Source organism: Streptomyces sp. NPDC020983 (assembly GCF_044333485.1).
Classification (GTDB): domain Bacteria; phylum Actinomycetota; class Actinomycetes; order Streptomycetales; family Streptomycetaceae; genus Actinacidiphila.
Genome location: NZ_JBIRRA010000011.1, coordinates 147,736 through 162,533, shown reverse-complemented (window position 1 = coordinate 162,533; position 14,798 = coordinate 147,736). Strand labels below are relative to the sequence as shown.

Below are 14,798 nucleotides of genomic sequence, written 5' to 3'. Positions count from 1 at the left end.
CGGGCCGCGGGGGGGGGGGGGGGGGGGCCCCGCGCCCCCCCCCCCCCCGCGCCCCCGGGGGGGGGGGGGGGGGCCCGGGGGCGGGGGGGCCCCGGCCCCACCGCCGTACGCGCGCCGTGCGCGGCCGCTCAGCCGCCGTTGCGCTCCTGGACCGACAGCAGGTCCTCCAGCTGCTCCTCGCGGTGCGGTGCGGCCACGAACAGCAGCTCGTCGCCGGCCTCCAGCGCGTCGTCCTTGGACGGTGTCAGCACCCGGTTGCCGCGGATGATGGTGACCAGCGAGGTGTCCTGAGGCCACGCCACGTCGCCGACCCGGGTGCCGACGAGCGCGGCCTCCTCGGGCAGCGTCAGCTCCACCAGGTTGGCGTCGCCCTGGCTGAAGCGCAGCAGCCGGACCAGGTCGCCGACGCTCACCGCCTCCTCGACCAGCGCCGACATCAGCCGCGGGGTCGACACGGCGACGTCGACGCCCCAGGACTCGTTGAAGAGCCACTCGTTCTTGGGATTGTTCACCCGGGCGACGACCCGCGGCACGCCGTACTCCGTCTTGGCGAGCAGCGACACCACCAGGTTGACCTTGTCGTCGCCCGTCGCGGCGATCACCACGTTGCAGCGCTGGAGCGCGGCCTCGTCGAGCGAGGTGATCTCGCACGCGTCGGCGAGCAGCCACTCGGCCTGCGGGACCCGCTCCACCGAGATCGAGGTGGGGTTCTTGTCGACGAGCAGCACCTCGTGCCCGTTCTCCAGCAGCTCGGCCGCGATGGAGCGGCCGACCGCGCCGGCGCCGGCAATGGCCACCCTCATGAGTGGGCCTCCTCGGGTCCCTTGGCGAAGGCCGCCTCGACGTCCGCGACCTCGTCGGTGCGCAGCATCACGTGCACCAGGTCGCCTTCCTGCAGCACGGTCTGCGCGCCGGGCAGCATCGCCTCGCCGAGCCGGGTGAGGAACGCCACCCGGGCGCCGGTCTCCTCCTGCAGCTCGCTGATCTTGTGGCCGATCCAGGCCGGGGACGTGTGCACCTCCGCCAGCTGCACCCCGCCGCTGGGGTCGCGCCACAGCGGCTCCGCGCCGGCCGGCAGCAGCCGGCGCAGCATCTGGTCGGCCGTCCACCGCACGGTCGCCACGGTCGGGATCCCGAGCCGCTGGTAGACCTCGGCCCGCCGGGGGTCGTAGATCCGGGCGACGACGTTCTCGATCCCGAACATCTCGCGCGCCACCCGGGCCGCGATGATGTTGGAGTTGTCCCCGCTGCTGACCGCCGCGAAGGCTCCCGCCTCCTCGATCCCGGCCTCGCGCAGCGTGTCCTGGTCGAACCCCACCCCGGTCACCCGCCGCCCGCCGAATCCGGACCCGAGACGGCGGAAGGCCGTCGGGTCCTGATCGATCACCGCAACCGTGTGACCTTGCTGTTCGAGGGAGTGCGCGAGGGTGGACCCCACCCGCCCGCACCCCATAATCACGACGTGCACGACCGTCCTTCCGGCTGCCAACGTTTCTGCCTGAGACCGGCCCGCGACCGATCTGGTCGTCAAGGCTTCCTCCAGCGTCTCAGACCGCGGCCAAAGCTACACACGCGCCCGGCACCGCAGAAGGTTGCGTCCCCGCGGGCGCCCGGTGACCGGGCGCACGGCGAGCACACAAGATCGCCACAGGCCGGGTACGACCCGGGGGGATCCGCACGTATTGACGATCCCTTAACATCGCGGGGTGTCCAAACTGACCGACCTGCCGAAGCGGATCCTCATCGGACGGGCTCTCCGCAGCGACAGACTGGGTGAGACGCTGCTCCCCAAGCGGCTCGCGCTCCCCGTCTTCGCGTCCGACTCGCTGTCGTCGGTGGCGTACGCGCCGGGCGAGGTGCTGCTCGTCCTGTCGATCGCCGGCGGGGCCGCCTACCACTACAGCCCGTGGATCGTCGTCGCGGTCGCGGTGGTGATGTTCACCGTCGTCGCGTCCTACCGGCAGAACGTGCACGCCTACCCCTCCGGCGGCGGCGACTACGAGGTCGCCACCACCAACCTGGGTCCCAGGGCGGGCCTGACCGTCGCCAGCGCCCTGATGGTGGACTACGTCCTCACCGTCGCGGTGTCGATCGCCTCGGGCATCGAGAACCTCGGTTCGGCGGTGCCGTTCTTCATCACCCACAAGGTGCTCGGCGCGGTGGCCATGATCATCGTGCTGATGCTGATGAACCTGCGCGGGGTGCGCGAGTCCGGCACGATCTTCGCGATCCCGACCTACGCCTTCGTCTTCGGCGTCTTCTGCATGATCGCCTGGGGCCTGCTGAAGATCGCTACCGGGCATGACATGCACGCGCCTACGGCGCACCTCACCATCCACGCCGAGTCCTCCGGTATCGGCGGCTTCGCCCTGGTCTTCCTGCTGCTGCGCGCCTTCTCCTCCGGCTGCGCCGCCCTCACCGGTGTCGAGGCCATCAGCAACGGCGTGCCGGCCTTCCGCAAACCCAAGTCGAAGAACGCCGCGACCACGCTCGCACTGATCGGCCTGCTGGCCGTCACCATGCTCCTCGGCATCATCGCGCTCGCGGTGAACACCAAGGTCCGCATGGCCGAGAACCCCGCCTCCGACCTGCTCGACCACGGCAGGCCGGTCGGCTCCGGCTTCACCCAGGACCCCGTGATCGCCCAGGTCGCCGAGGCGGTCTTCGGCAACAACTCGGTGCCGTTCATCTTCCTGGCCGCCTCCACCGCCCTGGTGCTCTTCCTGGCGGCCAACACCGCGTACAACGGCTTCCCGGTGCTCGGCTCGATCCTCGCCCAGGACCGCTACCTGCCCCGCCAGCTGCACACCCGCGGCGACCGGCTGGCCTTCTCCAACGGCATCGTGCTGCTCGCCGCCTTCGCCTGCATCCTGGTCGTCGTCTACGGCGCCGACTCCACCCGGCTCATCCAGCTCTACATCGTCGGTGTCTTCGTCTCCTTCACCCTCAGCCAGACCGGCATGGTCCGGCACTGGAACCGGCTGCTGCGCACCGAGACCGACCAGGCCAAGCGCCGCCACATGGTGCGCTCCCGCGCCATCAACACCTTCGGCGGCTTCCTCACCGGCCTGGTGCTCGTCATCGTGCTGCTGACGAAGTTCACCCACGGCGCCTGGGTCGCCGTCCTCGGCATGTGCGTCTTCTACGCGACCATGACCGCGATCCGCCGCCACTACACGCGCGTCTCCGACGAGATCGCCGCCGACGACGAGCCCGGCGACGACTACGTGCGCCCCTCGCGTGTGCACTCCATCGTGCTCGTCTCCAAGCTCCACAAGCCCACGCTGCGCGCCCTGTCGTACGCCAAGCTCGTCCGCTCCGACACCCTGGAGGCGCTCAGCGTCAACGTCGACCCCGACGACACCAGGGCCCTCCAGGCCGAATGGCAGCGGCGCGGCATCGACGTGCCGCTCAAGGTCCTCGACTCGCCCTACCGCGAGATCACCCGGCCGATCATCGACTACGTCAAGGGCCTGCGCCGCAACAGCCCGCGCGACGTGGTGGCCGTCTACATCCCCGAATACGTCGTCGGCCACTGGTACGAGCACCTGCTGCACAACCAGAGCGCGCTGCGGCTCAAGGGCCGACTGCTCTTCACCTCCGGCGTCATGGTGACCTCGGTGCCGTACCAGCTGGAGTCCTCCGAGGTGGCCCGGGTCCGGGCCCGCCGCCGCGCCGACTGGAACGCTCCCGGCTCGATCCGCCGCGGCCCCGTCGGCCCGCGGTCGCAGCCGCCGCCCCGCGACCAGTGAGGCGCGCGGCGGCGGGTGTCCTCCCGGGCCCGTAGAGTGGACCGACGCACGACCCGGCGCGCTCCCCGCACGCCCGCCACCGCACCGGACCCACGCACCCGCAGGAGCACCACCGTCATGCAGACCGAGCCCGCCCCGTCACTGGTCGGCCAGGAGTACGAGGTAGAGATCGGGCCGGTCGCGCACGGCGGTCACTGCCTGGCCCGCAACGACGCCGGGCAGGTGCTCTTCGTGCGGCACGCGCTGCCCGGCGAGCGGGCCGTCGTCCGCGTCACCGAGGGCGAGGAGGGCGCCCGCTACCTGCGGGCCGACGCCGTACGCGTCCTGTCCGCGTCCAAGGACCGGGTCGAGGCGCCCTGCCCCTTCGCCGGGCCCGGACGCTGCGGCGGCTGCGACTGGCAGCACGCCGCTCCCGGCGCGCAACGCCGCCTCAAGGCCGCCGTCCTGACCGAGCAGCTCGAGCGGCTCGCCGGGCTCACCCCCGAGCAGGCCGGCTGGGACGGCACGGTGGAGCCCGCTCCCGGCGACAAGGTCGCCAAGGGAGAGGTGCCCGCCTGGCGGACCCGCGTGCAGTACGCGGTGGACGCCGAAGGGCACGCGGGCCTGCGCCGGCACCGCTCGCACGACGTCGAGGTCGTCGACCACTGCATGATCGCCGCGCCCGAGGTCTCCGAGCTCGGCGTCGAGGCCCGGACCTGGCCGCAGATGGCGGCCGTCGAGGCCATCGCGGCGACCGGCTCCAGCGACCGCCAGGTGGTGCTGACGCCGCGCCCCGGCGGGCGGCTGCCCATCGTCGAGCTGGACCGGCCCGTCTCCGTACTGCGCATCGGCGAGCGCGACCACGCCGTGCACCGCGTGCACGGCCGCGACTTCGTGCGCGAGCGCGCGGCCGGGCGCACCTGGCGGGTCGGCGACGGCGGCTTCTGGCAGGTCCACCCCAAGGCGGCGGACCTGCTCGTCGAGGCCGTCATGCAGGGTCTGATGCCGCGCAAGGGCGAGATGGCGCTCGACCTCTACTGCGGCGTCGGCCTCTTCGCCGGTGCGCTGGCCGAGCGCGTCGGCGAGACCGGCGCCGTCCTCGGCATCGAGTCCGGCAGGCGTGCCGTCCAGGACGCCCGCCACAACCTCCAGGACCTCCCGCGGGTCCGCATCGAGCAGGGCAAGGTCGACCACGTCCTGCCCCGCACCGGCATCACCGAGGTCGATCTCGTCGTCCTCGACCCCCCGCGCACCGGCGCCCGCCGCCCCACCGTCCAGCACCTCACGACCCTCGCCCCCCGCCGCATCGCCTACGTCGCCTGCGACCCCGCCGCCCTCGCGCGCGACCTCGCCTACTTCGCGGAATCCGGCTACCGCCCCGTGCGCCTGCGCGCCTTCGACCTCTTTCCGATGACGCACCACATGGAGTGCGTGGCGATCCTGGAGCCGGCGAAGTAGGGCGGCCACCGCCGCCTCGCCCCCCGGTGACCTGCGTCCCGGGGGCTCGGCGTCCCGCGCACTGCTCGCGCACGGCGCGTGGTCCGGGGGCCGGGGCTGCTCAGCGGCCGCAGAGCTCCAGCAGCCGGGTGACCGTGTTCCAGTTGCGGGAGGTGGCCGCGACGCCGAGGCCGCGGTCGGTGAGGCGGGCGGCGAGTTTGGAGTCGCGGATCGAGTTCGGGAAGTGGGCGTAGATCTCCCGCTCGCCCGCGCGCAGTTCGTCCGGGGCGAAGGCGGGGAGGTCCAGGGCGGCGACGCGGTCCCGCGGGACGGGCCCCGCGAGGAAGACGACCAGGAAGCGGGAGCCGTCGACGCCGGTCATGTCGAAGGGATTGGCCGCGACGACCCGCGCGAGATCCGCCGCCGTACGCACCATGCACGTGATGTCCAGGTCCAGTTCGTCGGCGAGCGCCTGCCGCAGGGCGTCCTCCAGGCGGTGCGGGTCGCCCTCCTCGTGCGTGAAGACCGCGTTGCCGCTCTGCAGATGGGTGCGGACATCCGTGGCGCCGAGGGCGGCCAGCAGCTCGCGCAGCGTCTGCATCGGGACCTTCGCCCTGCCGCCGACGTTGATCCCGCGCAGCAGCGCGGCATATCGGGTGGTGGTCACGTCCGACACGGTAACCGCCGGGTCCGACAAAAGGGTGCGGGCGCCCGGGCGGGGCCGGCACCGGCATGCCGGACGGCGGCGCGCGAGGGCGTTCCGGCGGGGGCGGCCCCGGAGCGCGCCGGGGGAGGGCGTGCGGAGGCGGCACGGGAGCGCGAACGGCGCGTTTTTTCACGGAAACACGGGTGACGTCCCTCGTTCGGATTACGACAGGGACGAGGGAACGGTTCCGCACGCCGGACGCTGGCTACCTTCGCCGCCATGAACACCAGTGCCCCCCGGCGCGTCGGCCACCTCCGCCCCGTCGTCACCGAACTGCGGCTGTCCGCCTTCAAGTCGCACCGCGGGGCGACCTTCCGGATCGGGCCGCTCACCCTCCTCACCGGCAGCAGCGGCACGGGCAAGTCCAGCGCCCTCGAAGGGCTCGCCGCGCTCGGCAGGCTGGCCTCCGGCGCGGAGCTGGCCGAGGTCTTCGACGCCGGGGTGCGCGGCGGCGCGGGCGCGTGCGTGCCGCAGGGACTCCCGGCGGACGCCGAGGGACGGCGCGGCTTCCGCCTCGGATGCACCGTCAACGGCCCGATGGGCCCCGTCCGGCTGGACGTCGCGGTGCAGGCCGAACCGTGCTTGCGGATCGTCGGCGAGCGGCTGATCGGCGCCGGCCGGACCCTGCTGACCACCGCGCTGCGCGACCCCTCCCGGCCCACGGTGCAGGCCGCGTGGCACACCGCGGGCGACGTGCCCGTGACACGCGCCCCGCTGCCCGACAACGTCCTGGCCACCGCGCTGCTGCCGCTGCGCGTCTCGGGCCGTACGGACGGCCAGCGGCAGGTGCTCGCCGCGGCCGAGCAGCTGGTCGTGGCGCTGCGCGGTGTCTTCCCCGTCGCACCGCGGCCCGAGCTGATGCGCGCGCCCGTCGTGCCCGGCGACGGGCGGCTGCGCGCCGCGTGCGACAACCTGAGCGCCGTCCTCGCCAGGACCGAGGGCGAGTGCGTCACACGGCACGCCGCGCTGGTCAACGCGGTGCGTGAGGTGTGCAGCCCGCCCGTGGAGGGGCTGACGGTGCTGCCCGCCTTCCTGCGGTCGCCGCGCGACGGGCTCGCGCCGCTGGACGCCGTGATCGCCGCCGTCGACCGCGGGCCGCTGGGTGTGGTGCCGGTCGACCGGCTCGGCGACGGCGAACTGCGCTTCGTGGCGCTCGCGCTGGTGCTGCTCACCGGCCCGGGCGTGCTCGACGTCGACACGAGTACGGAGCTGCTGCCCGCCGGCCAGGTGCTGACCGTGCTGGCCGACGGCCTCGACGTGGGGCTGGACCGCAGGCAGGTGCGCGAGCTGCTCCGGCTCGCCCGGCTGGCCGCGGCCCGCGGTCACATCCGGCTGCTCGGCACGCTGCAGGACGCCGAGTGCGCCGAGGGCACGGCCGGGGTGACCCTGGCACGGCTCGGTGCGAAGCGGCGCGTACCGGCCCAGGACGCGGGGGAGGACGGCGCGGCCGGCGCGGGGGAGGGCCGCGTCGTGGCGCCGGGCGCGCGGGCGCCGGCTCCGGCGGCGGACGGCACGGAGGAGGACACCGACGGCGGGGAGGGCGGTCCCGGCGCGGGGACGGGCTCCGCGGGGGGTGGGCCGGCGGCGGACGACGCGGGCGGGCCGGGCACCGCCGCCGTGACGGGCGGCGAGGCCGGGTGGGCCGGCGACCTCGTGCGCGGTGGTGACTCCGGGCCCGGCAGGGATTCCCCGGCGGGCGAGGAGCCGGGCGACGAGGTCGCGGGGGCGGCGGGCGGCCGGCGTGAGACCGGCGGGGGCGATGCGGTAGACCAGTCGGGGTGACCGGACACCCACTGGACGTCGCGGGCTTGCAGCGCCGCCTCGTCGACTTCGCCGCGGCTCGCGACTGGCAGCCCTTCCACACCCCCAAGAACCTCGCGTCGGCGCTGAGCGTCGAGGCCGCCGAACTGCTGGAGATCTTCCAGTGGCTGACGCCCGAGCAGGCGGCGGCGGTGATGGCCGACCCGGCGTCCGCCCACCGGGTGCGCGACGAGGTCGCCGACGTGCTGGCCTATCTGCTCCAGTTCTGCGCGGTGCTGGACATCGACGTGCTGGCGGCGCTCGACGCGAAGATCGACCGCAACGAGCAGCGCTTCCCGCGGACGCGCCGGGGCGCGGGGGAGGGCCGGCCGGGAGGAGGCGCGGGCCCGGCGGGGCCTGGAGGGGCGGCGGAGGCCGGCTGACCTGCGCCGCTGCCCGCCGGGACGGGCGGGTGCGCGAGGTTGTCCACAGGCGCCGCGAAGGCCCTTTCGCCGACTGTCCACCATCTGTCACGCTGAGTGATGTCGGCAGGTGGTGAACGGGTCACCGCCCCGTGGACGAGGGGGTAGGGCGATGGACGCGGCACGGCTGGTGGCGGAGTCGGAGCGGGTGATGCGCGGTGCGCCGCGGCCCGAGGACGTCATCGAGGAGGCCTGGCAGGCGGGCGAGCTGGTCGAGGCGGTGTCGCGGCTGCTGTCCGCGGGCCGCACGGGTGACGGGGCCGCGCGGGAGGAGCCGCAGCCGGGCCGGGCGGTGCCGCCGGTCGCGGTGCCGGGGGCCGGACCACCGCGCGCCGCCCGGCTGACGGCGGTACGCGATCCCGCGGGGACGCTGCGGGCGCTGCGGGTGCTGCTGGGCGAGATCAAGCAGGCGCTCGTGGTGCTGACGTGCGCGGTGGAGGACGAAGGGGCCTACTGGAGCTGCGTCGAGGCGCTGGACGCGGTGGACGAGGCGAGGGAGCGGGTACGGGCGCTGGTCCGTACGGGCGCGGGCGACGGCGGGGCGCGGGGCGGGGAGTCGTCATGTGGCGTTTGACGTGGCGGCGCGCGAGGGGTGCAGGATGGGGGAATGGACCTGCGAATCTTCACCGAGCCCCAGCAGGGGGCCGACTACGACACCCTCCTCCGGGTCGCCAAGGCGACGGAAGACCTCGGCTTCGACGCCTTCTTCCGCTCGGACCACTACCTGGCCATGGGCGGGGACGGGCTGCCCGGCCCGACGGACGCGTGGATCACGCTCGCGGGCCTGGCCCGGGAGACCAGCCGGATCAGGCTCGGCACCCTGATGACCGCGGGCACCTTCCGGCTGCCGGGCGTGCTGGCCATCCAGGTGGCGCAGGTCGACGCGATGTCGGGCGGGCGGATCGAGTTCGGGCTCGGCGCCGGCTGGTTCGAGGCGGAGCACACGGCCTACGGCATCCCCTTCCCGAAGGAGAAGTTCGGCCGGCTCGAGGAGCAGCTCGCGGTGGTCACCGGGCTGTGGGCCACCCCGGTGGGCAAGACCTTCGACTTCGAGGGCACGTTCTACACGCTCGCGGACTCCCCGGCCCTGCCGAAGCCCGCGCAGGCGAAGGTGCCGGTGCTGATCGGCGGGATGGGTGCCAAGCGCACCCCGGAGCTGGCCGCTCGCTACGCCGACGAGTTCAACGTGCCCTTCGCCTCGATCGCCGACACCGGCACGCAGTTCACCCGGGTGCGGGAGGCGGTGCGGGCGGCGGGCCGGCCCGCGGAGAGCATGACGTACTCCAACGCGCTGGTGGTGTGCGTGGGGAAGGACGACGCGGAGGTGGCCCGCCGGGCAGCGGTGATCGGCCGCGAGGTCAGCGAGCTGAAGGAGAACGGGCTGGCCGGCTCCCCGGCGGAGGTCGTCGAGAAGATCGGGCGCTACGCCGAGCAGGGCGCCACGCGCTTCTACCTCCAGACCCTGGATCTGCACGACCTGGACCACCTGGAGCTGATCGCCTCCCAGGTCAAGCCGCAGCTGGGCTGAGACCACCTCATGACCCCGCCGTCCGCCCAGCCGCCGGACCTTCCGCCGGGCCGCCGGCCGGGTTGTGCACCGGCTCCCGCCGCAGCGCGGCGGCGGTGGCGGCCGGCGGCGGGGGCCGCCCTGGTGCTCGACGGCGGCCTGTCCAACCAGCTGGCCGGCCAGGGCTGCGACCTGTCGGACCCGCTGTGGACGGCCCGGCTGCTGGCCGACGATCCAGGGCAGATCCGCGCCGCCCACACCGCCTACGCCGAGGCCGGCGCGGACGTCCTCACCACCTCGGCCTACCAGGCGAGTTACGAGGGCTTCGCCCGCCGCGGCATCGGCCGGGCGGAGGCGTCGGCGCTGCTGCGGCGCAGTGTCCTGCTGGCCCGGGAGGCGGCGGCCGCGCGCCCGGGGATCGCGGTGGCCGCCTCGGTCGGGCCGTACGGCGCGGTGCTGGCGGACGGCAGCGAATACCGCGGGCGGTACGGCAGGACGGTGCGGGAGCTGACCGGCTTCCACCGGCCGCGGATCGAGGCCGCGGCCGAGGCGGGGCCCGACGTTCTGGCCCTGGAGACGGTGCCGGACATCGACGAGGCCGAGGCGATGCTGCGCGCGGCGGCTCCGACCGGGCTGCCGGTGTGGCTGTCCTACACCGTCGAGGGCGGCAGGACGCGGGCCGGCCAGCCGCTCGCCGAGGCCTTCGCGCTGGCGGCGGGGCGCGACGAGGTGGTGGCGGTGGGCGTCAACTGCTGCGCGCCGGAGGAGGTCCTTGCCGCGGTCGAGCTGGCGGTCGCGGTCACCGGCAAGCCGGCGGTGGCCTATCCGAACAGCGGCGAGCGGTGGGATCCCGCGGGGCGGTGCTGGGCGGGCCCGCAGACCTTCACCGCCGAGTCCGCCCTCGCGTGGCAGGCGGTCGGCGCCCGGCTGATCGGCGGCTGCTGCCGCGTGGGCCCGGAGACGATCGCGGCCCTGCGCGGTGCGCTGGACGGCGGGCCACGGTAGCCAGGACCGGACGTACCGGGTGCCGGACGCGAAAAGGCGTCGTCACGGGGCGCGCCACGGGCGGATACTCGGCAGGTGTTCCTGACGATCTCGACGAGCGGGACTCCCGCGGGTCCGGCGACGGACCTCGGCTTCCTGCTCCACAAGCACCCCGGCAAGGCGCAGACCTTCGCCACCTCCTACGGCGACGCGCACGTCTTCTACCCCGAGGCGGACGCCGAGCGCTGTACCGCGGCGCTGCTGCTGGAGGTCGATCCGCCGGCGCTCGCCCGGCGCGGGCGCGGCAAGGGCGGCAAGGGCCCGGCGGCCGACGCGGCCCTGGCGCAGTACGTGAACGACCGCCCGTACGCGGCGTCGTCGCTGCTGGCGGTGGCGCTGCGCACGGTGTTCACGAGCGCGCTGCGCGGTGAGTGCCGGGCGCTGCCCGAGCGGGCGGCCGCGCCGCTGCCGCTGCGGATCGAGGTGCCCGTGCTGCCCGCCCGCGGTGGGGCCGCGCTCGTGGCCCGGCTGTTCGAGCCGCTGGGTTGGCAGGTGACGGCCGAGGAGGTGCCGCTGGACACGGCCTTCCCCGAGTGGGGCGCGTCGCGCTACGTGCGGCTGGTGCTGGAGGGGGAGCTGCGGCTCGCCGACGCCCTGCGGCATCTGTACGTCCTGCTGCCGGTGCTGGACGACGCCAAGCACTACTGGGTGTCGGCGGACGAGGTCGACAAGCTGCTGCGGTTCGGAGAGGGGTGGCTCGCCGCCCATCCCGCGCAGCAGCTGATCACCCACCGGTACCTGGCCCGGCGCAGGTCGCTGGCCCGGGAGGCCGACGAGCGGCTGGAACTGGTGCGGCTCGCGGACGCCGACGACGTCGCGGTCGAGGAGATCGACAACGCCGTCGCGGCCGAGGAGACGGAGGAGACGGAGGAGGGCACCCGCCCCGCGCAGGCGCCGGAGCGCTCCGAGCCCCTCGCGGTGCAGCGCCGGGAGGCGATACTCGCCGCGCTGCGCGCGGCGGGCGCCGCCCGGGTGCTGGACCTGGGCTGCGGCCAGGGCCAGCTGGTGGCCGCGCTGCTGAAGGACCCGCGCTTCACCGAGGTCGTCGGCATGGACGTGTCGGTGCGGGCCCTGGAGATCGCGGCCCGCCGGCTGCGGCTGGACCGGATGGGCGAGCGGCAGTCGTCCCGGCTCACCCTGCTCCAGGGGTCGCTCGCGTACACCGACAAGCGGCTGGCGGGCTACGACGCGGCGGTGCTCAGCGAGGTGGTCGAGCATCTGGACCCGCCCCGGCTGCCCGCGCTCGAATACGCGGTCTTCGGCGCCGCCCGCCCCGGAACGGTCGTCGTGACGACGCCCAACGTCGAGTACAACGTGCGCTGGGAGACGCTGCCCGCTGGCCACCGCAGGCACCACGACCACCGCTTCGAGTGGACGAGGCGGGAGTTCCGCGACTGGGCCCGGGCGGTGGCCGGACGGCACGGCTACACCGTCGACTTCCGGGCCGTCGGCCCCGACGACCCCGAGGTCGGCCCGCCGACCCAGCTCGCCCTGTTCACCCTGCACGGACCGCTCGACGAGAAGAAGAAGGAGGAGGCGGCATGACCGGCACCGACGACACCGGCACCGCTCCCGCCGAGGGACGCCGCCTCGCGGTCACCGACCTGTCCCTGGTGGTGCTGATCGGCGCCACCGGCTCCGGCAAGTCCACCTTCGCGGCACGGCACTTCAAGCCCACCGAGGTGATCTCCTCGGACTACTGCCGCGGCCTGGTCAGCGACGACGAGAACGACCAGAGCGCGACGACCGACGCCTTCGACGTCCTGCACTACATCGCGGGCAAGAGGCTCGCCGCGGGCCGCCGTACGGTCGTGGACGCCACCAGCGTCCAGCCCGAGGCCCGCCGGCAGCTGGTGAACCTGGCGCGGGAGCACGACGTGCTGCCCGTCGCGATCGTCCTCGACGTCCCCGAGCACGTGTGCGCCGAACGCAACGCGGCACGCCCCGAGCGTGCCGCGCTGCCCCGGCACGTCATCCAGCGGCACCAGCGCGAGCTGCGCCGTTCGCTGCGCGGCCTGGAGCGCGAGGGCTTCCGCAAGGTCCACATCCTGCGCGGTACCGCCGAGATCGAGGCCGCCCGGGTGGAGACCGAGCCGCGCTACAACGACCTGCGCCACCTCACCGGCCCGTTCGACATCATCGGCGACGTCCACGGGTGCAGCTCGGAGCTGGAGGCGCTGCTGTCGAAGCTCGGCTACGACGACGGCCGGCACCCCGAGGGCCGCACCGCGGTCTTCGTCGGCGACCTCGTCGACCGCGGCCCGGACAGCCCCGGCGTGCTGCGCCGCGTCATGGGCATGGTCGAGGCCGGCACCGCGCTGTGCGTGCCCGGCAACCACGAGAACAAGCTCGGGCGCCACCTCAAGGGCCGCCGCGTCCAGCTCACCCACGGCCTGGCCGAGACCGTGGAGCAGTTCGCCGCCGAGGACGAGCGCGACCCCGGCTTCCGGCGCCGCGTCGGCACCTTCATCGAGGGTCTGGTCAGCCACTACGTGCTGGACGGCGGCCGGCTGGTGGTGTGCCACGCGGGCCTGCCGGAGAAGTACCACGGCCGCACCTCCGGCCGGGTGCGCTCGCACGCCCTGTACGGCGAGACCACCGGGGAGACCGACGACTTCGGCCTGCCCGTGCGCTACCCGTGGGCGGAGGACTACCGGGGCAAGGCGGCCGTCGTCTACGGGCACACGCCGGTGCCCGCCGCGTCCTGGATCAACAACACCCTCTGCCTCGACACCGGGGCCGTCTTCGGCGGCCGGCTGACCGCGCTGCGCTGGCCGGAGCGCGAGCTGGTGGACGTGCCCGCCGAGCGCGTCTGGTACGAGCCGGTCCGGCCCCTGCTCAGCGAGGCGCCCGGCGGGCGGGAGGGCCGCCCGCTGGACCTCGGCGACGTCGCGGGCCGGCGGATCGTGGAGACCTCCCGCATGGGGCGGCTCGCGGTGCGCGAGCAGAACGCCGCCGCGGCACTGGAGGTGATGAGCCGCTTCGCCGTCGACCCGCGCGTGCTGTGCTACCTGCCGCCGACCATGGCGCCCTGCGCCACCTCCGCCGAGGAGGGTTTCCTCGAACACCCCGCGGAGGCCTTCGCCTACTACCGCGACGCCGGGGTGCGCGAGGTCGTGTGCGAGGAGAAGCACATGGGCTCGCGCGCCGTCGCCCTGGTGTGCCGGGACGAGACGGCCGCCGCAGAGCGCTTCGGCGCGCCCGCGGGCGTGGCGGGGGCGCTGCACACCCGCACCGGGCGCCCCTTCTTCGACGACGCGGCCGTCACCGGGGAGGTGCTCGCGCGGCTGCGGGCGGCCGTGGACGCGGCCGGCCTGTGGGAGGAGCTGGACACCGACTGGCTGCTGCTGGACGGCGAGCTGCTGCCCTGGTCGCTCAAGGCCTCCGGCCTGCTGCGCACCCAGTACGCAGCCGTCGGGGCCGCCGCGGACGCCGCCTTCCCGCCGGTGCTGGCCGCGCTGGAGACAGCGGCGGGCCGCGGCGCCGACGTGGCCGGGCTGCTGGCCCGGCAGCGCGAGAGGGCCGCGGACGCGCAGGCGTTCACCGACGCCTACCGCCGCTACTGCTGGACCACCGACGGCCTGGCGGGCGTCGAGTTCGCGCCCTTCCAGATCCTGGCCGCCCGCGGCCGCAACCTCGCCGCCGAGCTGCCGCAGGACCGGCAGCTGGCCCTGGCCGACCGGCTGGCCGCCGGTGACGGCAGCGGGCTGCTGCGCACCACCCGGCGGCTGCGGGTCGACACCGCCGACGAGGCGTCCGTCGCCGCGGGCACCACCTGGTGGCTCGACCTCACGGCGGCGGGCGGCGAGGGCATGGTCGTCAAGCCGGTCGGGACCGGGCTCCGCGAGTCCGGCGGGGCACTCGTCCAGCCGGGCCTGAAGTGCCGCGGCCGGGAGTACCTGCGGATCATCTACGGACCCGAGTACACCCGCCCCGACCACCTCGCCCGGCTGCGCGGGCGGGCCCTGGGCCACAAGCGGTCGCTCGCCCTGCGCGAGTACGCCCTCGGCCTCGAAGCCCTGGACCGCCTCGCGGGCGGTGAGCCCCTGTGGCGCGTCCACGAGCCCGTCTTCGCCGTCCTGGCCCTGGAGTCCGAGCCGGTGGACCCGCGGCTGTGACCGGGGGCCCGCACCCGCGCCGGGTGCGGGCCC

General features: G+C 74.7%; 11 protein-coding genes and 1 pseudogene. 9 read left to right on the top strand and 3 right to left on the bottom strand.

Annotated features, from left to right (window positions below; genetic code table 11):
- Positions 1-128 precede the first annotated feature (128 nt).
- Together ACH4SE_RS24890 and ACH4SE_RS24885 are read right to left on the bottom strand one after the other, a co-directional pair.
- Positions 129-803 carry a potassium channel family protein gene (locus ACH4SE_RS24890; protein ID WP_398545676.1) on the bottom strand — a complete coding sequence of 225 codons (675 nt, stop codon included), beginning with the start codon at positions 801-803 and terminating at the stop codon, positions 129-131.
- A complete protein-coding gene (locus ACH4SE_RS24885; RefSeq protein ID WP_398545675.1) occupies positions 800-1,468 on the bottom strand; it encodes a potassium channel family protein in 669 nt (222 codons plus the stop codon). The genes ACH4SE_RS24890 and ACH4SE_RS24885 overlap by 4 nt, the downstream gene beginning before the upstream one ends.
- A gap of 238 nt (positions 1,469-1,706) precedes the next feature.
- On the opposite strand from ACH4SE_RS24885, the gene ACH4SE_RS24880 reads away from it, so the two are divergent.
- Both ACH4SE_RS24880 and ACH4SE_RS24875 read left to right on the top strand, forming a co-directional pair.
- The gene (locus tag ACH4SE_RS24880; RefSeq protein ID WP_398545674.1) at positions 1,707-3,752 is read left to right on the top strand and encodes an APC family permease; all 2,046 of its coding nucleotides are present in this window, start codon (positions 1,707-1,709) and stop codon (positions 3,750-3,752) included.
- A gap of 117 nt (positions 3,753-3,869) precedes the next feature.
- Positions 3,870-5,189: a class I SAM-dependent RNA methyltransferase gene (locus ACH4SE_RS24875; RefSeq protein WP_398545673.1), complete on the top strand. Its 1,320-nt coding sequence runs from the start codon at positions 3,870-3,872 to the stop codon at positions 5,187-5,189.
- A gap of 100 nt (positions 5,190-5,289) precedes the next feature.
- Here ACH4SE_RS24875 and ACH4SE_RS24870 read toward each other — a convergent pair whose 3' ends face one another.
- Positions 5,290-5,835, bottom strand: a complete 546-nt coding sequence (locus ACH4SE_RS24870) for a DUF1697 domain-containing protein (protein ID WP_398545672.1) — start codon at positions 5,833-5,835, stop codon at positions 5,290-5,292.
- Positions 5,836-6,093: 258 nt separating this feature from the next.
- Here ACH4SE_RS24870 and ACH4SE_RS24865 point away from each other — a divergent pair.
- The 7 genes and pseudogenes from ACH4SE_RS24865 to ACH4SE_RS24835 form a co-directional block, all read left to right on the top strand.
- Positions 6,094-7,293: pseudogene (locus tag ACH4SE_RS24865) on the top strand (AAA family ATPase); the annotation flags it as partial.
- Positions 7,294-7,652: 359 nt separating this feature from the next.
- On the top strand, positions 7,653-8,057 hold the full coding sequence (locus ACH4SE_RS24860; RefSeq protein WP_398545671.1) for a nucleotide pyrophosphohydrolase: 405 nt from the start codon (positions 7,653-7,655) through the stop codon (positions 8,055-8,057).
- 151 nt (positions 8,058-8,208) lie between these two features.
- Positions 8,209-8,670: a DUF6099 family protein gene (locus ACH4SE_RS24855; protein ID WP_398545670.1), complete on the top strand. Its 462-nt coding sequence runs from the start codon at positions 8,209-8,211 to the stop codon at positions 8,668-8,670.
- 33 nt (positions 8,671-8,703) lie between these two features.
- Positions 8,704-9,624 carry an LLM class F420-dependent oxidoreductase gene (locus ACH4SE_RS24850; RefSeq protein WP_398545669.1) on the top strand — a complete coding sequence of 307 codons (921 nt, stop codon included), beginning with the start codon at positions 8,704-8,706 and terminating at the stop codon, positions 9,622-9,624.
- A 123-nt stretch (positions 9,625-9,747) separates the two neighbouring features.
- Entirely contained in the window at positions 9,748-10,608 is an 861-nt protein-coding gene (gene mmuM / locus ACH4SE_RS24845) for a homocysteine S-methyltransferase (RefSeq protein ID WP_398545668.1), read from the top strand.
- Between the two features lie 75 nt (positions 10,609-10,683).
- Positions 10,684-12,192 carry a 3' terminal RNA ribose 2'-O-methyltransferase Hen1 gene (locus ACH4SE_RS24840; protein WP_398545667.1) on the top strand — a complete coding sequence of 503 codons (1,509 nt, stop codon included), beginning with the start codon at positions 10,684-10,686 and terminating at the stop codon, positions 12,190-12,192.
- The gene (locus tag ACH4SE_RS24835) at positions 12,189-14,765 is read left to right on the top strand and encodes a polynucleotide kinase-phosphatase (protein ID WP_398545666.1); all 2,577 of its coding nucleotides are present in this window, start codon (positions 12,189-12,191) and stop codon (positions 14,763-14,765) included. Before ACH4SE_RS24840 ends, ACH4SE_RS24835 begins: the two co-directional genes overlap by 4 nt.
- Positions 14,766-14,798: the final 33 nt, after the last annotated feature.